Here is a 22,519-nt window from a genome sequence, read left to right as displayed (position 1 = left end):
ATGCACGCCGAACTTTATACCGACGGAATCGAAGAAATTACCGTCAGCGGAACCATCGTCCGCGTCGACCTGGTCAGCCTTTCACCAACGGAGCGTGACGCCAACAATGTCCCGAAACGCGTGTTTTCTCAGCGCCTGATCTTGTCGGTCGAGTCCTTCGCCAATTCGGTCGATGTGATGCAGAAGGCACTTCAGGGGCTGGTCGACGCGGGCGTGGTCCGGCGCAATCAGCCGGCTGAGTCGCACAACGGTGCGTCGGTCGTTCGCGATGCGCTAGCACCCAACACACCACGGCCTCATAATGTCTCTTCGAATTTCCGGTGAAATCGATGCCGCCGACGGCGCGGAGGGCCGGGTCGTGGACGCGCCTGGATCGGCAACGCAGACAGCATTGGAATGCCTGTCCAAGATTTCCGGTCATCATGGCATCGACCTGCCGGTCGAGCGTCTGAAGCACGCCTACGCCGTCGCCGCCCCGCCCTCGTTGAATCTCCTATTGCGCATGGCGAAGGATGCAGGCCTGCGTGCGAGAAGCACGAAAATGGACTGGGGTGCGCTGATCCGTCTCGGAGAAGCCTATCCGGCCCTGGCTCGGCTCGCCAATGGCAACTGGATCGTTGTCCTTGGTGCAGGACTGGGAGCTGAGGGCACTGAGGTCGTCAGTATCTTCGACCCGCTCGCCGACCGCAAGCACGAGGTCTTGGTGGTCGACCGGGACCGATTCTGTGCCCAATGGGCCGGCGATACGATCCTGATCAAGCGCGAGCAGTTGACGCAGGATGGTCGGAGGAGTTTCGGCCTCCGGTGGTTCGTACCGGAATTGCTTCCTCAATGGCGACTGTTTAGAGACGTCGCGATTGCCGCCATCCTGCTCTATGCGCTGGGTCTCGTCATCCCGATCTTTTTCCAGCTCGTCATCGACAAAGTTCTGGTTCACGAGAGCTTCACCACGCTCTACGTACTCTCGGCAGGGGCGGCCGTGGCACTCATATTTGACGCGATATTCGGCTTTTTGCGGCGCTACCTGCTGCTTTATGCGACCAATAAGGTCGACATTCGCGTTGCTACAAAGACGTTCGGTCATCTCCTCGGGCTGCCCGTCACCTTCTTCGAGCACATGGCAGCGGGAGTCCTGGTCAAGCACATGCAGCAAGCGGCCCGGATCCGCGAGTTTCTGACCGGCCGACTATTTTTAACCACCCTCGACGCGCTTTCGTTATTCGTCTTCCTGCCGGTACTTGCGCTCTACAGCCTCAAATTGACGTTTATGGTTCTGGCTTTCACTGCCACAAGCGGCGCTGTTGTCGGCCTGCTCATGGGCCCTTTCCGGCGACGTCTTTATGATCTTTACCAGGCGGAAGGTGCGCGGCAGGCTCTCCTCGTCGAAACAGTTCACGGTATGCGCACGGTGAAGTCGCTGGGCATGGAGCCCGTGCAGGGCAGGATTTGGGATAGCCGCTGTGCACAGTCGGTGGCCATGCGATTCGGTGTCGAGAAGATTTCCGCAGGCGCCCAGGCGCTCACCGGATTTCTCGAGAAGATCATGACGCTTGGGATCATCGCTGTCGGAGCACTCGACGTCTTCGCTGGAGAAATGACAATCGGCGCGCTGGTCGCCTTTAACATGCTGGCCGGGAGGGTCTCCGGACCACTGGTCCAGCTCGTGACCATGGTGCACGAATACCAGGAAGTTGCTCTTGCCGTGAAAATGCTCGGCGAGGTGATGAATCAGAAGCCTGAGCGGGATGGCAGGAAAGATGGGCTGCGGCCCGACCTCGCCGGAAAAATCGAGTTCGAGAGCGTTTCTTTTCGCTACGGAGTTGAGGGAGCGCCGGCGCTTGATGATGTCTCATTCACCGTCGAGCCAGGTTCGATCTTCGGAATCGTGGGCCGGAGCGGCTCTGGCAAGACGACGCTCACAAGGCTGATTTCGGGCATGTATCCGGTGCAGCAGGGGCTGCTGCGTATCGACGGATATGATTCGAGGGAGCTCGACCTCGCACACCTGCGCCAAAACCTCGGAATTGTCTTACAGGACAATTTCCTGTTTCGCGGGACGGTTCGCGACAATATCGCCTGCGTGAAACGTGACGCGACCTTTGCCGAGGTCGTCGCTGCGGCGCAGCTCGCAGGGGCCGACGAGTTCATCGAGCAGTTGCCCCGTGGGTTCGACACCATGCTCGAGGAAGACGCCTCGAATCTGTCCGGCGGGCAGAAGCAGCGGCTCGCGATTGCGCGGGCTCTGATCGTCAATCCACGGATCGTAATTTTCGATGAAGCGACGAGTGCCCTCGACTCCGAAAGCGAAATGATCATCAAGCGCAATCTCCGCCGTTTGGCGGCAGGGCGTACTGTCATCATCGTCTCGCATCGGTTGTCGATGCTGACCGAAGCAAGCCAGATCCTGGTGATGGACCGCGGCCGCATCGTCGACGTGGATCGCCACGACCATCTCCTGTCTAAATGCACTATCTACAGGCATTTGTGGAACCAACAGATGAAGCAGATTGCATGAAGGAGACAAGGCAACCACGCGCGGATGCGAAGCCGGACGGTCTCGTTCTGGCCAGAACGCTCGAGCGGCGGCGAAAGCTATTCAGGCCGGTGCCGAGGCGAGCGCCAGTGATCGCCGAATTCCAGTCCGATGCAACCGAGGTCGAGCAGCAAGCGCCGCCGCGGCTCGCGCGTGTCACCCTCTACGGCGTGCTTGCACTGATTGCCTTCGCGGTCACCTGGGCATCCGTTTCGCAAGTGGAGATGATCGTCACGGCGCAGGGAAAATTGACCACGACACGTCCCAACCTGGTCGTGCAGCCGTTGGAAACGTCGATCATACGCGAGATCCACGTCAAGGCCGGTGATCGCGTCAACCGCGGCGACGTTCTGGCTACCCTCGATCCGACTTTCTCGCAGGCGGATCTCGATCAATTGCGCGGCAGGGTGGCTGGTTTCGATGCGTCGATCGACCGCCTGGGCGCCGAATTGAATGGAACCGAGTATGCCGCAAAAGAGCTCACGAATGCGGATCAGATCCTGCAGGGCAAGTTGTTCTTGCAGAGGAGAGCCGCCTATGAGGCGCAGATCCAGAACTACGACGCACAGATCGCTTCCGCTCAAGCCAATCTTAAGACAGCGCAGAACGAAGAGGCGGTTCTGATTCAGCGTCTCGACACGATGCGTTCAATAGAAGCTATGCGCACCACGCTGATGGACAAAGAGGTCGGTTCGAGGCTGAACTTTCTACTGTCTCGCGACGCACGGCTCGAGGTTGAGAGCAATTTGGCGCGCGTTCGCGGCAGTATCGCCGATACCACCCATCGGCTGGACAAGGCCCGCGCTGACCAGAAGGTCTTCGCCGAGGAGTTTCGTCGCGCCACTTATCAGGAACTGGCGGAGACGGTGCCGAAGCGCAATAGCGCAGCAGAGGAATTGAAGAAGGCCGAGCTTCGTCGACAGTTGATCGTCCTGCAGGCGCCGGCAGATGCCGTGGTGCTGGATATCGCAAACCGGACTGTCGGCTCGGTGGTTCGCGAAGCGGAAACGCTGTTTGTCCTGGTTCCGCGTGACGTGCCTCTTCAGGCGGAGGTCAACGTCGAGGGGCGGGATATCGGTCAGGTGGCGCTTGGACAAGCGGTCCGGATCAAGTTCGAAGCGTTTCCTTTCCAGAAATATGGAACTGCAACCGGAGAAGTCCGCGTCATCAGTCAGGACACGTTCTCGCCGGATACGAAGGCCGAAGGTGCGCGCCGCGCGCCAGCTCCCTATTACCGCGTACTGGTCGATTTGTCCGACACGCACCTTCGGCTGCTGCCTGAGCGCGTTCAACTGATTCCGGGTATGGCGGTGACGGCCGAAATGAAAGTCGGCAAGCGCACCGTGATTTCATATTTCCTGTACCCGTTGCTTCGCGGCCTGGATGAAAGCATCCGGGAATACTAAGGCATTCAGGGCAGACGGCGATCCAATGAAGGCAGTTCCAGCGGCACCGTAGCACGCGCTGCTGGAATTTTCGGCCGATTGCAAGCCATCGTCCGGCGGCCGCGACCACCCAAATGATCCGATGGCGCACAGGACCGCAATGGCCCAAGTGCGCGCCGACGGAATGCGCTGGATTGTTCGTTAGCGGCGTGAAGATCTAACGGCGATGCGAGTACGAGCAGTCCCTCTGCCATGCTCCGCTAATGCGCGATCTGCCCGTCTCACTTTGCACCAGATCTCGCGGTGCGAGCCATGGGCCGGTCGAAGGCGAACGTCTTCGCGCCTGGTCCGCGCCAACACCGGTTGCGAACGGGAGTGGGACCCCCGGCTGAGCCTCGCGCAGCGGCCGCACGCCCAGATGTTGGATCACGATGCCGGCGCGTTGCAGGTCCGTTCTCTACCTCAAATTTCGAACCGATTGCTCGGAAATTCGGAAATTCTGCGCGTCGAGACCGCAAAGCGGGCTCGGCCGCTGAGGTGTAAAATAATGACTTCAATTAATTCGACTTGCGCGAATCTAACTCAAAATGCCCCGTGTTCGTAGGCAGTTGCGCGCTTTCAAAATCAAATAAGATAGTCACTTGAAAATAACGACGGGCCCTGTATTATCGGAGTAATAAATTAAATATAGACATTAAATAAATTAAATTATCGTGTTTCCTCGCAGGAGCCGTGATGCGTCCGCAGTGTCGATGTTCGAACATGGTCGAGACCGTGGCTCTCGCGAGCGCGGCCATGCACAACCGGCAGCGCACGCAGCATTTATCAGGAGCCAGAGCGCATGTGGTGGCAAAACATCAGTACCAAAATACTGCTCGCCGAGCGCTTGATTATGAAGGACGCGTCTCATGATCTTCGTAACAGTCGGTACGCAAGTCCAGTTTGATCGTCTGATCCGAACGGTCGACGAATGGGCCGGTGCACGGTCAAGAAGCGATGTTTTCGCTCAGATCGGGCCATCAAACCATCAATTCAAGCACATCCGCACCGAACGATTCATTGACCCCAGCGGATTCAGAAATTGCGTTGAGGCGGCAAGCTTGGTGATCGCTCATGCAGGCATGGGCTCCATTATCACCGCCCTCGAGCTTGGGAAAGGAATCATTGTCATGCCACGTCGTGCGAGCTTGGGCGAACACCGAAACGATCATCAGGTCGCAACGGCAAAACAGTTCGCCGCACAGGGCCGTATTGAGGTCGCTTTTGAGGAAAGGGAATTAGCCGACAAACTGGATCAATTGGACGCCCTCAAACGGTGCGAACGCCTCGGTGGTGAAGCATCGCCGCAGCTGATCCTGACAATTCGGACCTTTATTGAAACGGGACATGTTCGTTCCCAACCTACCGGCGCTTCAGCTTAGGCGGTCAACATGGAGCTACAAGACAGTCGAGCCTCTTCTCCTCTCCAATCGTGCCGGAACGATGATGGAGGGGGCCGCATACGCCAACAACGAAGATTGCCGAAAGAGCGCGCAGCTCTGCTCGACGTCCCCCCGTGATCGTGAGTTGGAATGTCCGAGACACCCTGCGCGTGTGCCCGCGTTCATTCTCGATCGGGTATTGGCCAGCAGTTTGGCTATCGCCAGAGCAAGCGGGGCGATAGCCAAGTCAATTCAACATTTCACCCGATTTTCAATCACTGGTGCAGTTATGTCGAACGACACAATTGGAATTGGAGTTATTGGATACGGCTATTGGGGACCGAACCTGGTCCGCAATTTCGCTGCTCATCCCTCGGTACGTCTAATCGGCGTATGCGACTTTGATTCGGAAAAGCTCGCGGCCAGCAAGCGGCTTTATCCAGGGGTGATAACGACATCCTGTTGCGACGAACTGCTCAAGAACCCAGCCGTCGATGCCGTGGCCATAGCTACGCCGGTTCATACACACTATGAACTGGCTCTATCCGCACTCAAGGCGGGCAAGCATGTTCTGGTGGAGAAACCGCTTGCACAAAATTCAGATCTGGCCCGACGCCTGATCGATGAAGCGGCTCGGCGCGGTCTGACATTGAGCGTGGACCACACTTTCGTCTACACGCCGGCCGTGCGGAAGATCCGCGAGCTTTTGGTTAAGAAGGAACTTGGTAATGTTTATTACTACGACAGCACACGCGCGAGCCTTGGCCTGTTCCAGAGCGATGTCAATGTGATCTGGGACTTGGCGGTGCACGACATTTCGATCATCCACTACATCTTCGATGAGCAGCCCGTTGCGGTTTCGGCGACAGGATCATGCCATGTGGTCGGCTCGCCGGAAAACATGGCCCATATCACATTGTTCTTCGATAGCGCATGCGTGGCCCACATTAGCGTGAACTGGCTCTCGCCAATCAAGGTCCGCCAGACGTTCATCGGAGGCAGCAAGAAGATGATCGTTTATGACGATCTTGAACCGACGGAGAAGATCAAGGTGTATGACAAGGGTATCACCGTCGATGGCCCCTCCGACAATGCCCATCAATTCCGGATCGGTTATCGGGCTGGCGATATGTGGGCGCCCCACGTCTCCCCCAAGGAAGCGCTACAGGTCGAGGTCGAGCACTTCATCGATTGTGTGCGTAGCGGCACGCGACCGATTTCAAGTGGCATGTCTGGACTGCGGGTGATCGAGGTCCTGGAGGCGGCATCCCGCTCAATCGCCGAGCACGGCAAGCCGGTCCTGCTGAAGCGGCAGCAGCGCTGGATCCCGGAACGTGCGACGGCGACGGTCTGAATCATTGGCGGGCGACATTCAAATGCGCGAACAGCGCGACGGTCTTGCGATGAGTTCGGTACAACGTTCCATCCTGTTCTCGGCGGTCGATCGCTATGGCAGTCTTGTGTTGTTCATGGTCGCGACCGCGGTCCTCTCTCGTCTGCTATCGCCGGCCGAATTCGGAGTATACGCGGTCGTCAATGCCGTCACCGCGGTAATTGGCGCATCCTTTCAGGAGTTCGGGGGCGGAAATTATCTGATTCAGAAGCGTGAATTGTCTCCAGCCGATGTTCGCTCAGCTTTCACCATCGCGCTCGGGATCTCAGTAGCGATTGCGCTTCTTCTGTTTGTTCTTGCGAGCGCGCTCTCGGATCTCTTCGCCCAGGACGGTCTCAAGAGGGGCATCGAGGTATCGGCGCTGAATTTTCTCCTGGCACCATTCTCCGGGACAATTTCTGCCTTGCTGCGCCGAGAAATGAAATTCGGTACGTTAGCCATTTGCAACTTCGCAGCGGGTGTGGCGGTTGCTCTGGTCTCGATCGGACTCGCGATGGCGGGATTCAGCTATATGGCCCCAGTCTGGGGTGCCCTGGCGGGAAGCGCTATTCTGACCCTGGCGCTGCTCGCCAGTCATCGAGACTTTAAAGTACTGCGGCCCTCGCTCCTCAAACACCGCGACATCATCAGCTTTGGCCTTTATGCCAGCGGGGTCAGCGTCATCAACGTCTTCTACAATCTGGCGCCCCAGCTGTTCCTTGCAAGAATTCTGGACTTTATGTCCGTCGGTCTGTACAGCCGCGCGATTAACCTAACGCAAACGTTCGACAAGCTCGTTACGCAGGTATTGAACCCTGTGATCATGCCGGCGATTGTCGCAAGGCGCCAAGCGGGGGACGACCTGAAGGCCGTTTATCTTGAGGCGATCGAGCTGCTTTCCGGCGCGCATTGGCCTTTCCTGATATTCGTGGCCATTATGGCGCGACCGATCATCACGATCTGGCTCGGCGAGACGTGGCTAGAGGTCGTGCCTCTCGTGCGCCTGCTCTGCATCGCAAACATGGCACTTTTTGCAGCATGCTTGAGTTATCCCATACTTGTAGCGGTTGGAAGCGTGCGGGACGCTTTGATCTCCTCCTTCATCTCGCTACCTCCGTCGCTGCTTGTAATTTTTGGCGCATCCATCTTCGGTGTGCAGGCTGTCGCCGCCTCCGCAGTTTTGACGTTGCCCTTCCAGGCTGCCGTCGCGATCCATTTTATCGGGCGGCATCTAGGCTTCAGGCCAAGAGACATTACTCGCGCGCTGATGAAGAGCGGTGTCGTCACGGCGGTAACCGCTTTCGGCACGTCCGGCTGTGCGGCGCTGATGGAGGCGGGAATCGTGACATCGCTTGCCGGTTTGGCCTCGGGATTGTGTGCTGCGGCGCTTTGCTGGTGGCTAGGGCTGCTACTGACCGGCCACCCGCTACTGCATCAGCTCCATCTCGCCGCAGCTAGTCTCGCCCGTGTTGCACCCAAACTGAGGCCATCGCGTTCGGCCCTGTAGGGCCTTCTGGCGATTTTTGGAGGTGGAGATGCCCATCACAAGCGACGTAAAGCTCGGCAGAGACGTCAAGATCTTTCATCCCGATCTCGTCAACCTCTATGGCTGCTCGGTCGGCGCCGAGACCAGGATCGGAACCTTCGTCGAGATCCAGGCGGGGGCAAAGATAGGTGCGCGTTGCAAGATTTCGTCGCACAGCTTCATCTGCGAGGGCGTCACGATCGAGGACGAAGTGTTCGTCGGACATGGTGTGATGTTCACGAACGACAAATTTCCGAAGGCAACAACCGCGGATGGTCGTCCTCAGCAAGCTTTGGACTGGACACTGCAGCGCACTCATGTCGGCAGGGGAGCTTCGATCGGCTCGAACGCCACCATTCTGTGCGGTGTGACGATCGGTGCGGGTGCCTCCGTGGGCGCGGGGGCGGTGGTGACGAAGGATGTTCCGCCCGGCGTCATCGTCGCCGGAGTGCCCGCTCGGGTTCTGTCCGCAGCTGAAAACACCGTTCTGGGCGATCGAGGCTCGTCAGTCGCGCGTCATAAACAATTTTAAATCGAAAGATATATGTTGTCTAATTCAATGCTTGAATAAATATAATAATACGAGTTAATTTGTTTCTATAATTTTGCTCCAATCCAAGGTCTTGAATCTTGATACCCTTCCTGGATTTGAAAGCCCAATATAGCCAGATCAAGCCAGAAGTCGACGCCGCGGTAGCGAGAGTCGTCAGCAGCGGGCACTTTGTGCTCGGGCCGGAGGTGACGGCGTTCGAGGGACGCTTTGCGGATTATTGCCGGACCGCCCATTGCCGCGCGGTGAACACCGGCACTTCGGCGCTTCACCTTGCCTTACTTGCGGCGGGCGTCGGCCCCGGTGACGAAGTCATCACAGTATCCATGACGTTCGTCGCGACAACCGCGGCCATTCTCTACAGCGGCGCCAGGCCGGTGTTTGTCGACGTCGACCCACTAACGTGGACGATGGATCCCGGCTTGATTGAAGCTGCGATAACGCCGCGGACCAAAGCGATCCTGCCGGTTCACCTCCACGGGCTGATGGCCGACATGGATCCGATAATGGCGATCGCGCGCCGTCACGGTCTGGTCGTCATTGAGGACGCCGCGCAGGCGCACGGCGCGGAATACCGGGGACGCCGCGCAGGCTCGATTGGCGATCTGGGATGCTTCAGCTTTTATCCCGGCAAGAATCTTGGAGCGTTTGGCGAGGGTGGGGCGGTCGTAACCGATCGGCCTGACTTCGCGCGACACGTGTCACTGCTGCGGGACTGGGGGCAGGAGGCGAAATACGACCACGTCATCCGCGGATACAACTATCGCATGGACGAAATTCAGAGCGCGATACTAAACGTCAAGATGGACTACATCGAGCGCTGGACGGAAGCGCGTCGGTCGCTCGCTAAGCGATACGATGCACTGCTATCCGATCTCCCATTCGCGCGTCCCCAGCCGCCCCGCCACGCCCGTCATGTGTATCACGTTTATGCGGTCAGATTGCAGCGGCGCGACGACGCGCTGACGCTATTGCGTGATGCCGGCATTGGTGCCGGGATCCACTATCCCGTTCCGGTGCATCTGCAGAGAGCCTATGCAGAACTCGGTTATGGTGCCGGCGATCTTCCCGTGACGGAGATGCTTGCGAACGAGTTCCTCTCTCTTCCCATTTATCCGGAGATGCTGCCGGAACAGCCGACCGAAGTTGTCGCTATATTGGGGAACGGGGCGGTCCTGCGGCCCAGCGAGGCCGTCAGCGACCGGGCGGAGCATCCACAAAGCGTCATGACATGGTCCCACAACAGGAGAGCGTCTTGATTGATCTCAAGGGAAAGCGCGTTCTGGTCACCGGCGGGGCGGGATTCATCGGCTCCCACATCATTGATCAGCTCTGCGACGAGGGCTGTATCGAGATTGTTGCCATAGACAACATGATAAGAGGCCGGCCGGAGAATCTCCGGCGCGCGCTCGGGCGCGGACCGGTGAGATTGGTTCAGGGCGACATACGCGATCGCAAGCTGATGGAAGCGTTGGTAAAGGCCGCCGATATCGTTTTTCACCAAGCGGCACTCCGCATCACGCATTGTGCAGCCGAACCACGCCTGGCCAAGGAGGTCATGGTGGATGCCACCTACGACCTGCTGGAGCTGTGCATCAAGCACGACATTGAGAAAATCATCGCAGCCTCTTCGGCATCCGTATATGGCATGGCCGAGGAGTTTCCGACGACCGAGCGGCAGAATTCGTACAACAACCGAACTCTCTATGGAGCCGCCAAGGCGTTTAACGAAGGGCTCCTGCGGGCCTTCAACGATGTAAGCGGCCTCGACTATGTGGCATTCCGATATTTCAACGTCTACGGCAGCCGGATGGATATCCACGGACGGTACACCGAGGTCTTGATCCGCTGGATGGAGCGCCTGGAAGCCGGATTGCCTCCCATTATCTTTGGCGATGGCCGTCAGACCATGGATTTCGTCCACGTCCGCGACATCGCGCGTGCCAACATCCTTGCGGCCAGGGCAAAGGTTACTGATGAGGTCTTCAACGTGGGGAGCGGCACTGAAACCAGCCTGACCGAGCTGGCGACGGTGCTTGCGTCCGTGATGGGACACCGCGGCTTGACACCCGAATTCGCGCCGGAGCGCTCGGTCAATCCGGTGCCGCGACGGCTGGCATCGACGGGCAAGGCGGAGCGTTTGCTGGGTTTCCGCACCACGGTCTCGCTTGAGCAGGGGCTCGCCGATCTCGTGAAATGGTGGCGATCCGAACGCGACCTCGCTTCGGACCGCCAGCGACAGGCGGCGGCATCGTGATTGAGGCCGAGGCGGAACGCGCGGCCGTGCCATCCGGATAGATTTCGTTGGTGCCGCCCATGGCAGCTTAGCAGGGGTTCGCGCTGAGACTGACGGTCCCCGCGGCAGCCTCAGAGAGGCACGGAAGTCTGATCCATTCCACCGGGCCAGCCATGATTTCGATCGTCGTCCCAGCCCACAACGAGAGTTCCGTGATTGCGCGGACGTTGAGCCAATGGGTCGGCAAGCCAGGTTCGGACGAGCTGCGCGTGATCGTCGTTTGCAACGGCTGTACAGACGACACCGCGAATATCGCCCGGCGTTTCGGCCCGACCATCAAGGTTGTGGAGTCGGACACCGCAAGGAAGACCCACGCTCTGAATCTTGGTGATCAAGTCGCGGACATCTTTCCGCGGATTTATGCTGACGCCGATATCGTTATTACCGTTGATGCCATTCTAGCTTTGGCAAGACGCCTCAATGAGGGTGACGTTTTGGCGGTCGCGCCTACGGCAGAGATCAATCTGGCGGGCTGTTCCTGGCTGGTTCGCAAATACTTCGGAATTCGGTCACGGCTGCCGTCCTCGCGCGAGGGAATCGGCGGTTCAGGCGTGTACGTCTTGTCCGAGGCTGGACGCAGGCGGTTCGCGCAATTTCCAGACATCACTGCTGATGACACCTATGTTCGACTTCAGTTCAGACGGGAAGAGCGGGAAACTCTGGCCTACGTGAGGTCCACGGTGTTCGCCCCACGCACTCTGCTGCAGCTCGTCACCGTCAGAACACGGGCCTATAGGGGAACATTCGAACTCGCCCGGCGCTTTCCCGAGCTGCGCGCAAACAAGGGAGCGGCCAATAATTGGACGCTCGTTACACTGTTCAAAGAACCTCGCTTGTGGCTCGGCTTGTTGATCTATTGCTGGGTCAACATTGCTGCTCGATGTAACGCTACCAGAGGCGGCCGACCTGGAGATCATCTCTGGCAACGAGACGAGACTTCGCGGGTGGCGCTGCCGGATTCGATCAAATGAGGCCCTAATTCCGTTGGGCGCGTGATAGGAAAATCGAACGCGTCGCGCCATATAAAATGCTTGATTTTAAATACCCCGTTTGTTAATTTAAATGGTAATTCAATATTAAATGCAAGCAATTCGAGGCTTTCGATCCGCCCATTCAGGGGGAGCTCGCGAATCTTGCAGCATCTTAGGGAGGCCAGCCAATGCTTCGGAGCCCGGTCTTTCACCACGACACGGTGCTGAACCCCAATACGGAGCGGTCACGCAACGTACGGCCGAAAGTGCTGGCAGTCTCTTCGGGTGGGGGCCATTGGGTGCAGCTGTTGCGGATCAAACCCGCTTTCGAGCATTGCGATGTTACGTTCGTCACCGTCCATGAATCTTATCGCGCGCAGGTGCCCGACCACAAGTTCTACCTCGTCAACGATGCTAACCGCTGGACCAAGATCGCGCTTTTGAAAGCAGCGCGCAGAATCGCCTGGATCGTTTGGAATGAAAAGCCGGACATCGTAGTCTCGACGGGTGCCGCTCCGGGATATTTGGCGCTGCGATTCGGACAAATGATGGGTGCGCGCACCATCTGGCTCGACAGCATCGCCAACGTTGAGCAGCTTTCGATGTCGGGAGACCGCATTGGCCATTGCGCCGACCTCTGGCTAACGCAGTGGCCTCATCTGGCGCGACCCGATGGACCGCACTACACAGGCGCGGTGCTATGAGGCTTCGCGATGGGCGGAACGCCGGGATATCTTCGCTTCATCCACACGGTTGATGAGTGGGCCAGTGGGGCCGAGCGACTCGGCACACACGCATCCGCACGACCGCACGCATTGGTTTGTCGGATAGATACTGTTGTTGTGGGCGGAAACGAGCAATGTGGAGTGGCAGAGACGCAGATATCCCAGGCACGCGCCTTCAAATTCTGGGCTTAACCGCAGCGTGGCGCCGCGCGTGCAACGCAGTTCATAGACATCGGACCTCGTCAAAGGAAGTGGAAATGAAAGGATCTCACGCCGGCGCGCATGTAATGGAGGCGGAGTACCTGCCGAATAATCGGGCCGCCAGCAGTGAGCTGGAGCAGGGCCCGGCGCAATTCGTGAAGTGGCGGCGCGTGGAACGCAAGCTCGTTGCGGTCAGCCCGCGAGAGGGGGTTGCGTCGTGATTCCGATCGCACTGCCGCTCCTCGCCGACGAAGAAGCTGGTGCCGCGCGCGCAGCCGTTCTATCGGGCTGGGTGTCGCAAGGTCCGCAAGTCGCCGCCTTCGAGCAAGAATTCGCCACCCTTGTCGGCGCACCCTTCGCATGCGCTGTATCAAATTGTACCACAGCCCTGCAGCTCGCGCTGGCGGCGCTGGACATCGGACCCGGTGATGAGGTGATCACACCGAGTCATTCTTTCATCGCAACGGCCAACTCGGTCCGGTTTCAAGGCGCAACACCCGTTTTTGTAGACATCGATCCGTTAACCTACAACATTGATCCCACCCGGCTGGTGGAAGCGATAACCCCGCGAACGCGCGCGATCATCGCCGTCCACCAAATGGGCATGCCTTGCGATCTTGCAGCAGTTACTGCGATAGCCGACAGTCATGGCATTATCCTGATCGAGGATGCAGCGTGTGCTGCCGGCAGTAAAATCCGCATGAATGGGCAATGGGAGTCGATTGGGAAACCGCATGGCCGCATCGGCTGCTTTTCCTTTCACCCTCGGAAAGTGATCACAACCGGAGAAGGCGGAATGCTGACCACCGCCGATCCGGAGCTTGATCGCAAATTCAGACTGTTGCGCCAACATGGCATGAGCGTCCCCGACACGGTGCGGCATGGTTCGCCTCAAGTAATCTTCGAGGATTATCTGGTCGTCGGGTACAATTACCGCATGACCGACATACAAGCGGCGATCGGTCGCAAACAGCTCGAACGCCTTCCGCAACTGGTGGCGCAACGCCGCGCCGTCGCTGCCAGATACACCGAGCTACTCTCCAATTTCGACGGTCTGCGCGTGCCGGAGGAGCCCGAGTGGGCCAGGTCCAATTGGCAGAGCTATTGCGTGCGTCTGCCTGACCACCTCAACCAGCGCACCGTGATGCAAGGCCTGCTCGATAAGGGAATCGCGACACGACGGGGGATCATGTGCTCGCACCGCGAACCCGCTTACGCCAATGGGAAGCAGCGCCATGATCTCTGTCAATCCGAACTCGCGCAGGATCGATCGATACTGCTGCCGATTTACGCGCAAATGAGCCAGGAGGATGTCAATCGAGTCATCGATGCCCTGCTGCAGCATATCCGAATAGCTTGATAGTCAGGATAATGGGAATGGCGAAGGTCGATATTGTTGTCCCCTGTTACAATTATGGGCGCTTCCTTGAGGCTTGCGTGTCGAGCATTCTCAGCCAATCCATTTCGGATTTGCGCGTACTTATCATCGACGACTGCTCCTCGGACGATTCGGTGTCAGTCGCAAGGAAATTGGAGCAGAGCGACCCGAGGGTGACGGTGAGAGCGCATTCGCGCAATCATGGTCACATCAATACGTTCAATGAAGGAATCGCGTGGGCATCATCCGAATACTTCTTGCTCTTGTCCGCTGATGATCTGCTGGTTCCCGGAGCCCTCCAGCGGGCAACGGAGATCATGGACGCAAACTCCGACGTTGTTCTTACATATGGAGAATGCATCCTCTGGTTTGACGATTTGCCGTTTCCTACGTTACCTGCGGGCGAGAACCATTCTTGGACACGGCAAGATCTGATAAAGGAAATGTGCACCACAGCCAGAAATGACGTTCCTTCAGCGACCGCAATTGCGCGGACACGGACACAGAAGGCGATCGGCGGATACCTCACGTCGCTCCCTCACGCCGGCGATATGGAAATGTGGTTACGTTTTGCTGCGCACGGCACAGTTGCCCAGATCAATGCGGTGCAAGCAATCTATCGCAAGCATTCGATGGCAATGTCCAACGCCTACTATGCCAAAAGAATGCTAGATTATCGGCAATGCCTGCTTGCGTTCGATAGCTTTTTTGATGAATGCGAGGATCGCGTTCGAAATGCGCGGAGTTTACGTGCCCTGGCCCGTCATACATTGGCTGACCAAGTGTTTCGCAGCGGGATCGGATTGTTGCGACGAGGCCGCGTTAGTGACGGCCTTGGCCACATGCGCGAAGCCATGACTATGGATCGCCGGTTGCGTTACTTTCCTCCAATTTGGCGAGTGCTGAAGATTCCGGGCAAGGATGGCCGCCGATGGGCGTTGTCCGTTATCAGGGGAGCGCCGGGCAAGCTATTGGAGTGATGAACATCTTCCGGGCTCGCGGAAAACAATCATTTCGCTTCCAGGAACCGTGCGGGTCATCAGATGGAATCAAAACAGATGCGATGCCCAATCCTCCTTGCTTGTGACAGGCGCTATGCGATGCCACTTGCGACGACCCTACGGTCAATTGTGGAGACGGATAGGAGCGGCGAACCGTTCGAGTTTCATGTGCTTGTCGACGGTGTTTCCGAGCGTATTCGAAAGAGGATACTCGACTCCCTTCCGCATGGTTCTGCGTCGATCCGATGGATCGAAGTGAACCTGGAAACGTTCCGGGATTTTTCGACGATTGGGTACATTTCAAAAGTCACCTACGCCCGGTTCCTCGTCCCGCGTATCTTTCCAGAGACTGTCTCCAAAGTATTGTATCTAGACTCCGATATCCTTGTTCTTGATGATTTGCAGGCGCTCTGGACAACAGATCTCGAGGGAAATGTTCTTGGCGCAGTTTTGGACGGACTCGACTCTCAGCTGAAAAATCAAACCATTCGCCTACCGGTACCTCGCGTGCAGAACTACTTTAACGCCGGTGTACTTCTGATAGACCTGCACCAATGGCGAAAGGCGAAAATCTCCGAAACAGCATTGGAATATCTCAAGCGCTTTCCTGGATCGCCTTATTCGGATCAAGACGCGCTGAATGTTGCGTGCGATGGCGTTTGGAAAAAGCTCGCTTCCCGATGGAACTATCTAGCCTACAACACAGAGCTCGATGTCTCTGAATTGGCAGGCGAGTACAAGCCTAGCATAGTTCATTTCACAACCTGGAATAAACCTTGGAGAGCTGGCGTTCCGAACGCGAATGCCGCATTGTACGACTCGTTTCGGAGCCGCACGCGGTTCGCGCGCAACTCTATGGACAAAATGGAAAGCACCCTGCGTATCGGTTGGTCCCGCATTAAAAGCTTCCAGGACGGGAGACGAGGCAAATCAGCTCGCTCGGAAGAGGTGGTCGATCCCTAGATTGATCGGAGTAGCTCAAATGATCAAACGGTGTCCTCTTTAACCATTCGATCGCGATGTTGGCTGACTGAAAAGTAATACTCTGGGTGAGGACCGCGTTCCGGGCGGAACCGATTAGTTGGACTTTTGAAGTCGATGCTCGCCCTGAACGTGTGTGTGGGGCCGCCGACTCGGGCCATCTAAGCAGCGGTCAAGAGGAAAGCTACCTGATCTCCCTGTTGTTCGAGATTCAACTTCTCCGCTCGTTTGGCAAACCTTCTCAACTCGTGCCGGCTAAATAAATCGCTTGGCCCGGATGTGAGCGGCTTAGACCTTCTATACATCTCGCTGCCCCAGAACTGAAACGCAGTAGAATCGTCAATCGATTGTTTAACAGACAGGCTGCAGCGCTTCGCTAATGCGTTCATCCCCTTGCGAGAGGGAATTACAATATGGCGCGGTGCATCCAGTTGGACCCAATTCGGGCCGTACTCCATCCATGCATGCGAGGACGATGTTGGGATGCGAACCAGGATGCGGCCCCCGGGCGCAAGTAGCTTTCTTGCATTGCCAAGACTTTGGTCCGGATCAGGGACATGTTCTAACGAGTGATTGAACATGATGAAATCAAACTCGCCGGACATGCTTTGAAGTTCCGATTTGTGAATCGTCACGGTGCCTGATGCTGATTTGGAAATATAAGGGTCTATTCCGGTAAGATTCTTGAACCCTGCCGCAGACATTCTGTGAAGGAGCCTCGCAGAGCCGCAGCCAACGTCCAGCACCCGAGAGCCAGGATCAATTCCAAAATCTCCGATGACCCCTACGATGGGATCGTACCTCACAAGGGACGCCACGGCTCCCAATACGCTTTTCATGCCAAATGCATGCGCATCCCTGATTGCGGTAAGCCGCGAATTTCGCGGAGGCGTGGTGAACGAATAATAGCCACTGGGGTAAAAACGACTCTCGTCTGCTATTTCCGACAGGCGCTGAATCGTTCCACAATCAATACATTCCTGGTATTCAAATCGCTCTCTTGTGCCAAACATCATCTCAACAAATATGTGACGGGAATGTTCGCCGTCTGACAAGCAAGCTTTACAAATCATCTCAGGTACCCAGCCATAGCAGAGGTTCGAATCCGGCTTAGCCATCATCGGAGAAGCCGGAACGGGTGTAGTGATTGTCGCTATAATAGCCGCAACGAAATTGACGAGTTCGCCGGGTTCGTCGACCAAACCCGCCAGTCGTTTTCTATTTTAGGAAGATGAATTTGACTTTGTCCGCGAGGCGAGTAAGCCGGCTGCGTTCGCTGCGCGCTCTCGGTTTTTCCATACCCGGTGAGCCATCTGAAGCCTTCTCGACAAGGGTCAGACAGTCCAAATTCCGGGCTTTGTCCCAATCTATGGTAACTTGCTCGAGCACACGCAAACCAGATCTATTCGCAGCGTGGGCAAACATATTTCTGCTCATAAAATTGCGCCAATGGGGATTGCTTCTGTAATCCGAGCCTGGGTATTTGTCTAAGTTTGAATGATGGAACAGTGCGCGGCCGCCGGGTCGCAGGATACGACACGCATCCTGTAGGTATGAAAAGACGGCATCATATTCAAAATGCACCATCGCATCAAAACAGAATATCGCAGAGACGGATCCATCCTCGACGGGATAGAAATCGTAGCCACTATTGGTATGCGCGCTTACTTCAGGAACATCCGAGAATCGTTCCTTGCAATGTCGCACATTCTCCTCAACGACATCCATCAGGACGAGCGATCGAAGCGTGGTCTGGTCTCGCTTCGTGCTCAACAAACGAGCGGAATGCCGACCGTGCCCGCACGCGAGTTCGACGGTTGATGTCGTATCCAATCTCTCGAACAAACGTCGGAATGGCGTCCGCGGCTTCCAAAACGGGTCGGTCCAGGCATCCGATTCCGCTTTATCGTAATAGTCTGTGATCTTCCAATCGTGCGCGATCTCTAAAGTTCGCGAGGAAACCGTGGCCATCCCATCATCTCCATATTTAATCACGTGCGGTAACCAATTATTTCGGGCGATCTCGATATAGCACAAATTAATCTGGGTATTAACCCCGGCGTAGAATCTCAGTTCAGCGCATTCTGTGGGGACCGGGTGGCAGACTCCAGCGGAACATAACACGAACGGGCCAGTGTTTTGGAGGTGACGGCACGGATGAGAGGTGGGATGGGCAGCGAAGCTATCTGGTCCCGGCATCTCGCCGCGCGACGCCCGCCCCCTTCAATCGGGCTCTGGCATTTAATTAGATCGTGGCGGCGTAAGCCTGTTTTCTTTGGTCAATTAATGTGATTTAATTGCGGTCAACCAGAATATTGACGTCGGTTTTTTAAATCCCGGTCGGGGCCGACATGCGAGGCTATCAGTCTTGGAACTAAAGCTCGGTGCCGCCAGATCAGGCCAAGGGCCAATCGCGCGCGCCGTCGAGATCGCGCAATTTCTCCTGGGGCAGGGGAGGTCGCCGCCTTTCAAACCTGGTTTGTGGCCTACTGCAATGTCAATCACTGTCTCGCGATCAACAGCCGGAACTCTCGCTAGACATGCTGGCGTGTCGAAGCCAGGGCTCTGGCCTCGACTGACCAGGAGCTTTTCATGACGTCCCAAGCACATCGGCCCAATGCTGAAGGGGTAGCTGAAGGTCCCCTCGTCACGGTCGTGATGTGCGTTTACAACGCAGGGGAATATTTGCGGCCTTCGTTGTTGAGCATAATTGATCAGACGTATAGAAATTTGGATATCCTCATTATCGACGACGGCAGCACGGACGGCTGCTTCAACTCGGTTCAAGATTTGCTGGCAGACGGGCGTATTCGCGTGATCCATCAAGCGAACGCAAGCAAGCCTGTGGCGATCAATCGAGCGCTCGATCAGATCCGCGGCGAGTACTACGCAATTCAAGACGCGGATGACATCAGCTATCCAACGAGAATTGAAAGACAGGTTCGTGCGCTGCTCACCAGGCCGCATTTGGCTGCCGTATTCTGCGGTAACGAGCTGATCATTGAGGGGAGATTCATGGCCCCCGTGTTTGCACCGAGAGGAGAGGACGACTGCCAGTCTGAGATTAGAGCCTTTCGAATGCCTGCCCTTGATCCCACAGGAATGTTTCGAACGTCATTGATCGGCCATTTGCGGTTCGAGCCTTCATTGCAGGTCGCCGAGACCTACGATTACATATTGAGAATTGGCGAAGAGCATCCGATGATTGTATTGGGCGAGTGCCTTTACGCGTACCGCATTCTTCCCAATTCACTCACCCGACGTGCGCCAGCGTGGCGCAAGCAATTCGAGGCTGAGGCCTTCAGGCGGGCCTGCGAGCGACGAGGTTTGCGGTTCGAGCCAGAATGCGATGATAGAGGCCACAGGTCCCGTAATAGCTTGCTGGATAACAATATCGCCGCCCATTTCATCAAGAGCGTGCTGGATTCACGTCGGTCAAACCGTCGTTTGTCAGCGCTAAGGACGGGTTGGCAATGTGCTTGTTTGCATCCCGCGGATCCACACTATTACAAGGCGCTTGCTTATGCGCTGATTCCACCCAGCGTGGCGAGCCGCCTACGTCGTGACTTCTTGGCGATTCCTTTGGAGACGACGAAATGAAGCGCCTCTTAGGCGGAGCGGTCGTTTTGATGCGGCGGCTCAATTTTGAGCGCTGCTTCTTGTTTGCGCAATGTCTTCGGCATTCGAGGTATTCGCTTTGAGCCGCAAAAGCTTTGAATTGGATTCGGATTTTCAACGTACCTATCTGCAGGATCGCCAGCAGAGTGCAGTTAGGCGCGCTACAGGCGGTTCGCCCTCACGTGCCGAACTATATCTCAAACTATTATTGGTCACAATTTTTTTGCCCGAGGGTCTGTCTTTCTTCGTCGGTGACTTTCGCCTCACCGTCGCTCGAGTTCTGATTTTTGTTTTATCCATCGCAGCGATATCGCGGCTCTCCCAGCGCAACCCGCGAGCTGTAGTCTGCGTTCCATCGGATATTCTCGCGCCGGTTGCGGGCGTCTGGATGATGTTGGCTGCCACCGTAACGGATGGTTTCACGGGTCTTAAAGGAGCGGGGATCGAGGCAATTTCATTCACCGGCGCATATTTGAGCTTCCGGTATCTTCTCGGTCCGGTCGATAGCTCCGTGCGAATCGCACGCTTCTCTTCCAAGCTGATTATTCTGATTGTCGGTGTCGCGCTTCTCGACTCTCTGACTGATAGACTGTTCACCTATGACTTCATCAAAGGAATTACTGGTTATGTGAAGCCCAGTTATGAAGGTGCGTTCGCGTTGAAGTCCGAGACTTTGTTTAGGGAAGGGGTCATTCGTGCCATGGGTCCAATGGAGCATTCGATATTATTCGGTGCCGTTTGTGTTTGGTTCGGGACCTTGGCGCTCACTACGTTTAGGCCCCAGGTGTTCGGCTGGGGTGTTGCAGGGATCGCGCTGGTAGGTGTCTTGGCTTCGCAGGCGCGGAGTCCATTACTTGCCTATGTGATCGGATTTGCTCTCGCGATTTTTTATGCTGCAACCCCTCGCTTTACAACCAGATGGAAGTTGGTCGGACTGGCTGTGACTTGTGTTCTCCTTACTGTTTTCACTTTCTCTGGCAACCCGGTCGTAACGCTTGTACGCCTTGGCGGGGTAAGTCCGGAGGCGGCCTGGTACCGTCAAGCGATCTGGGAGACCGGGGGGCCTGTAGTACTCGGTTCGCCGATCTTCGGAATTGGTTTGAACGGCGACTGGAATTGGCAGTCTCACGGCGCGCTTGTGAGCGGGAGCGTGGATGCTTTTTGGCTTGCCGCCGCAATGAATTACGGAATTCCTGGGAGCGTATTAATCCTTTTGACGCTTGTAGGCTCATGCGGGCTTGGTTCGATCGATAGATCGCCTTACCTTACTCCCGAAGAAGGACGGCTATCAGTGGCGCTCGGAATTGTCATAGCAACTATCGTTTTTCTGGGGTTCATGGTTCACTTTTGGGGCATCTGTTTCATCCTTATCGCTGTCTTTGCCGGAATGCGAGCGAACCTCGCGGAAACGGCGGTGCTGCGCGATAGAGCCGCAAGAGCGGCGGAAACTGGATATGATTCGATTACCGGAGGCGTTTTACTGCAGGGCGGTGACGCGCGTGCCGCGCAGAGGAGCTCCGTTGTTCTCGGGTGATCGCTCGGGAATCTAGGCGCTGGCAACCATGGCGATCGTCGGGATATCTCGCGCTGCGTCAGTTTGAACCTGGGATGTCGATCATGACCATCCAAAATATTCAAGTTCCGACGTTTGATCTGGGGCCTCAGATTCCCCGCGTTATTCATCAAATATATTTCTCGAAAAATCCGTTACCGATCGTCTTGGCAAGGAATATACAAGCCATCAAAACAATGAATCCCGGCTGGGAACACAGACTATACGACGATCAAGCGATGGCTACCTTCATCGTCGAGCATTACGGCCTAGAAATTGCGAACCTGTTCTATAAGATCAATCCGCAGTACGGAGCGGCGCGAGCGGATCTCTTCCGCTATCTCCTCATGTACAAGCGCGGTGGGGTCTATCTTGATATCAAAAGCACAACGGTCGAGCCTCTCGACGGAGCCATTCGACCAAACGACAGGTTTATTCTGTCACGTTGGCGGAATAGCCCTGGCGAGCCGCACGCGGGCTGGGGTGTGCACAAAGAGTTTGAGGCTAACCGGAAGCGCGAATTTCAACAGTGGCATATCATAGCCGCTCCCGGTCATCCGTTTCTAAAGGCAGTGATCGAGCGGGTTTTGACAAACATCCAAAATTACCGATCGTGGGTGCATGGCGTCGGAAACAAGGGCGTCTGGAGAACAACGGGCCCCATAGCGTATATGCTGGCCATCGAGCCGCTGATGAGTAGTAACAGTTACCGCATGGTCGCAAACGAGACGGAGCTGTCATTGCAATACAACGTGTGCAGCGATCCCTCTAATCTTTTCGGTAAGCATTACGGGTTACTATCAGACCCCATAGTCTCGATGGATGGATGGCTTTCCATTCCAGCGCATCATATCTATTCTCAGGTGCGCAATGTCTATCGCCAGTTTCTTTTAAAGCCCCCGGCGTAGCGCCCGACCCGCCCGTTGCTCCAATGGGCCCTAAGGGCTCAAACCCCTAGGCCCTAACAGCCGCTGGATGAAAGTTCATTGGTCAATGAGTGCAAGCCTTGC

At 56.5% G+C, this 22,519-nt stretch carries 20 protein-coding genes; 18 read left to right on the top strand and 2 right to left on the bottom strand.

Going from position 1 to position 22,519, the window contains the following annotated elements; translation table 11 throughout:
- The 15 genes from IVB18_RS29670 (at window position 1) to IVB18_RS29600 (ending at window position 16,321) form a co-directional block, all read left to right on the top strand.
- Window positions 1–324: a hypothetical protein gene (locus IVB18_RS29670; RefSeq protein WP_247983932.1), complete on the top strand. Its 324-nt coding sequence runs from the start codon at window positions 1–3 to the stop codon at window positions 322–324.
- Window positions 302–2,515: a peptidase domain-containing ABC transporter gene (locus IVB18_RS29665; protein WP_247983931.1), complete on the top strand. Its 2,214-nt coding sequence runs from the start codon at window positions 302–304 to the stop codon at window positions 2,513–2,515. The genes IVB18_RS29670 and IVB18_RS29665 overlap by 23 nt, the downstream gene beginning before the upstream one ends.
- Before the next feature lie 107 nt (window positions 2,516–2,622).
- Complete coding sequence (locus tag IVB18_RS29660) at window positions 2,623–3,939, top strand: HlyD family type I secretion periplasmic adaptor subunit (protein WP_247983930.1); 1,317 nt, start codon at window positions 2,623–2,625, stop codon at window positions 3,937–3,939.
- A gap of 887 nt (window positions 3,940–4,826) precedes the next feature.
- The gene (locus IVB18_RS29655; RefSeq protein ID WP_247983929.1) at window positions 4,827–5,339 is read left to right on the top strand and encodes a glycosyltransferase; all 513 of its coding nucleotides are present in this window, start codon (window positions 4,827–4,829) and stop codon (window positions 5,337–5,339) included.
- 289 nt (window positions 5,340–5,628) lie between these two features.
- Window positions 5,629–6,693, top strand: coding sequence for a Gfo/Idh/MocA family oxidoreductase (locus IVB18_RS29650; protein ID WP_247991765.1), 1,065 nt, complete (start codon window positions 5,629–5,631; stop codon window positions 6,691–6,693).
- A 22-nt stretch (window positions 6,694–6,715) separates the two neighbouring features.
- Complete coding sequence (locus tag IVB18_RS29645) at window positions 6,716–8,218, top strand: lipopolysaccharide biosynthesis protein (RefSeq protein ID WP_247983928.1); 1,503 nt, start codon at window positions 6,716–6,718, stop codon at window positions 8,216–8,218.
- Between the two features lie 28 nt (window positions 8,219–8,246).
- On the top strand, window positions 8,247–8,768 hold the full coding sequence (locus IVB18_RS29640; RefSeq protein WP_247991764.1) for an acyltransferase: 522 nt from the start codon (window positions 8,247–8,249) through the stop codon (window positions 8,766–8,768).
- Between the two features lie 98 nt (window positions 8,769–8,866).
- On the top strand, window positions 8,867–10,045 hold the full coding sequence (locus tag IVB18_RS29635) for a DegT/DnrJ/EryC1/StrS family aminotransferase (protein ID WP_247983927.1): 1,179 nt from the start codon (window positions 8,867–8,869) through the stop codon (window positions 10,043–10,045).
- Window positions 10,042–11,043, top strand: a complete 1,002-nt coding sequence (locus IVB18_RS29630) for an NAD-dependent epimerase/dehydratase family protein (RefSeq protein ID WP_247983926.1) — start codon at window positions 10,042–10,044, stop codon at window positions 11,041–11,043. Before IVB18_RS29635 ends, IVB18_RS29630 begins: the two co-directional genes overlap by 4 nt.
- A gap of 152 nt (window positions 11,044–11,195) precedes the next feature.
- Window positions 11,196–12,053, top strand: coding sequence for a glycosyltransferase family 2 protein (locus IVB18_RS29625; protein ID WP_247983925.1), 858 nt, complete (start codon window positions 11,196–11,198; stop codon window positions 12,051–12,053).
- A 188-nt stretch (window positions 12,054–12,241) separates the two neighbouring features.
- On the top strand, window positions 12,242–12,757 hold the full coding sequence (locus IVB18_RS29620) for a UDP-N-acetylglucosamine--LPS N-acetylglucosamine transferase (RefSeq protein ID WP_247983924.1): 516 nt from the start codon (window positions 12,242–12,244) through the stop codon (window positions 12,755–12,757).
- A gap of 278 nt (window positions 12,758–13,035) precedes the next feature.
- Window positions 13,036–13,200 carry a hypothetical protein gene (locus tag IVB18_RS29615; protein ID WP_247983923.1) on the top strand — a complete coding sequence of 55 codons (165 nt, stop codon included), beginning with the start codon at window positions 13,036–13,038 and terminating at the stop codon, window positions 13,198–13,200.
- Window positions 13,197–14,339 (top strand): DegT/DnrJ/EryC1/StrS family aminotransferase, encoded by a 1,143-nt coding sequence (locus IVB18_RS29610; RefSeq protein WP_247983922.1) that lies wholly within the window; start codon window positions 13,197–13,199, stop codon window positions 14,337–14,339. Before IVB18_RS29615 ends, IVB18_RS29610 begins: the two co-directional genes overlap by 4 nt.
- 17 nt (window positions 14,340–14,356) lie before the next feature.
- On the top strand, window positions 14,357–15,337 hold the full coding sequence (locus IVB18_RS29605; protein ID WP_247983921.1) for a glycosyltransferase family 2 protein: 981 nt from the start codon (window positions 14,357–14,359) through the stop codon (window positions 15,335–15,337).
- Between the two features lie 63 nt (window positions 15,338–15,400).
- Complete coding sequence (locus IVB18_RS29600) at window positions 15,401–16,321, top strand: glycosyltransferase family 8 protein (RefSeq protein ID WP_346732559.1); 921 nt, start codon at window positions 15,401–15,403, stop codon at window positions 16,319–16,321.
- A gap of 179 nt (window positions 16,322–16,500) precedes the next feature.
- Here the strand turns inward: IVB18_RS29600 and IVB18_RS29595 are convergent, their stop codons facing one another.
- Together IVB18_RS29595 and IVB18_RS29590 are read right to left on the bottom strand one after the other, a co-directional pair.
- Complete coding sequence (locus IVB18_RS29595; protein WP_247983919.1) at window positions 16,501–17,541, bottom strand: class I SAM-dependent methyltransferase; 1,041 nt, start codon at window positions 17,539–17,541, stop codon at window positions 16,501–16,503.
- Between the two features lie 16 nt (window positions 17,542–17,557).
- Window positions 17,558–18,310 carry a class I SAM-dependent methyltransferase gene (locus IVB18_RS29590; protein WP_247983918.1) on the bottom strand — a complete coding sequence of 251 codons (753 nt, stop codon included), beginning with the start codon at window positions 18,308–18,310 and terminating at the stop codon, window positions 17,558–17,560.
- Between the two features lie 621 nt (window positions 18,311–18,931).
- On the opposite strand from IVB18_RS29590, the gene IVB18_RS29585 reads away from it, so the two are divergent.
- From IVB18_RS29585 to IVB18_RS29575, 3 genes are all read left to right on the top strand, one after another.
- The gene (locus IVB18_RS29585; RefSeq protein ID WP_247983917.1) at window positions 18,932–19,939 is read left to right on the top strand and encodes a glycosyltransferase family A protein; all 1,008 of its coding nucleotides are present in this window, start codon (window positions 18,932–18,934) and stop codon (window positions 19,937–19,939) included.
- A gap of 70 nt (window positions 19,940–20,009) precedes the next feature.
- Window positions 20,010–21,491 (top strand): O-antigen ligase family protein, encoded by a 1,482-nt coding sequence (locus IVB18_RS29580; protein WP_247983916.1) that lies wholly within the window; start codon window positions 20,010–20,012, stop codon window positions 21,489–21,491.
- An 83-nt stretch (window positions 21,492–21,574) separates the two neighbouring features.
- Complete coding sequence (locus IVB18_RS29575; protein WP_247983915.1) at window positions 21,575–22,417, top strand: glycosyltransferase; 843 nt, start codon at window positions 21,575–21,577, stop codon at window positions 22,415–22,417.
- Window positions 22,418–22,519: the final 102 nt, after the last annotated feature.

The sequence above is a fragment of the Bradyrhizobium sp. 186 genome, from assembly GCF_023101685.1.
GTDB lineage: Bacteria > Pseudomonadota > Alphaproteobacteria > Rhizobiales > Xanthobacteraceae > Bradyrhizobium.
The sequence above is the reverse complement of the archived record's forward strand: the minus strand, read 5'-3'. Positions and strand labels throughout refer to the sequence as shown.

Coding starts and splice junctions, on each gene's coding strand:
- IVB18_RS29670 (WP_247983932.1), top strand. CDS start 1: ATGCACGCCGAACTTTATACCGACGGAATCGAAGAAATTACCGTCAGC.
- IVB18_RS29665 (WP_247983931.1), top strand. CDS start 302: ATGTCTCTTCGAATTTCCGGTGAAATCGATGCCGCCGACGGCGCGGAG.
- IVB18_RS29655 (WP_247983929.1), top strand. CDS start 4,827: ATGATCTTCGTAACAGTCGGTACGCAAGTCCAGTTTGATCGTCTGATC.
- IVB18_RS29650 (WP_247991765.1), top strand. CDS start 5,629: ATGTCGAACGACACAATTGGAATTGGAGTTATTGGATACGGCTATTGG.
- IVB18_RS29645 (WP_247983928.1), top strand. CDS start 6,716: ATGCGCGAACAGCGCGACGGTCTTGCGATGAGTTCGGTACAACGTTCC.
- IVB18_RS29640 (WP_247991764.1), top strand. CDS start 8,247: ATGCCCATCACAAGCGACGTAAAGCTCGGCAGAGACGTCAAGATCTTT.
- IVB18_RS29625 (WP_247983925.1), top strand. CDS start 11,196: ATGATTTCGATCGTCGTCCCAGCCCACAACGAGAGTTCCGTGATTGCG.
- IVB18_RS29620 (WP_247983924.1), top strand. CDS start 12,242: ATGCTTCGGAGCCCGGTCTTTCACCACGACACGGTGCTGAACCCCAAT.
- IVB18_RS29615 (WP_247983923.1), top strand. CDS start 13,036: ATGAAAGGATCTCACGCCGGCGCGCATGTAATGGAGGCGGAGTACCTG.
- IVB18_RS29605 (WP_247983921.1), top strand. CDS start 14,357: ATGGCGAAGGTCGATATTGTTGTCCCCTGTTACAATTATGGGCGCTTC.
- IVB18_RS29600 (WP_346732559.1), top strand. CDS start 15,401: ATGGAATCAAAACAGATGCGATGCCCAATCCTCCTTGCTTGTGACAGG.
- IVB18_RS29590 (WP_247983918.1), bottom strand. CDS start 18,310: ATGGCCACGGTTTCCTCGCGAACTTTAGAGATCGCGCACGATTGGAAG.
- IVB18_RS29585 (WP_247983917.1), top strand. CDS start 18,932: ATGACGTCCCAAGCACATCGGCCCAATGCTGAAGGGGTAGCTGAAGGT.
- IVB18_RS29580 (WP_247983916.1), top strand. CDS start 20,010: ATGTCTTCGGCATTCGAGGTATTCGCTTTGAGCCGCAAAAGCTTTGAA.
- IVB18_RS29575 (WP_247983915.1), top strand. CDS start 21,575: ATGACCATCCAAAATATTCAAGTTCCGACGTTTGATCTGGGGCCTCAG.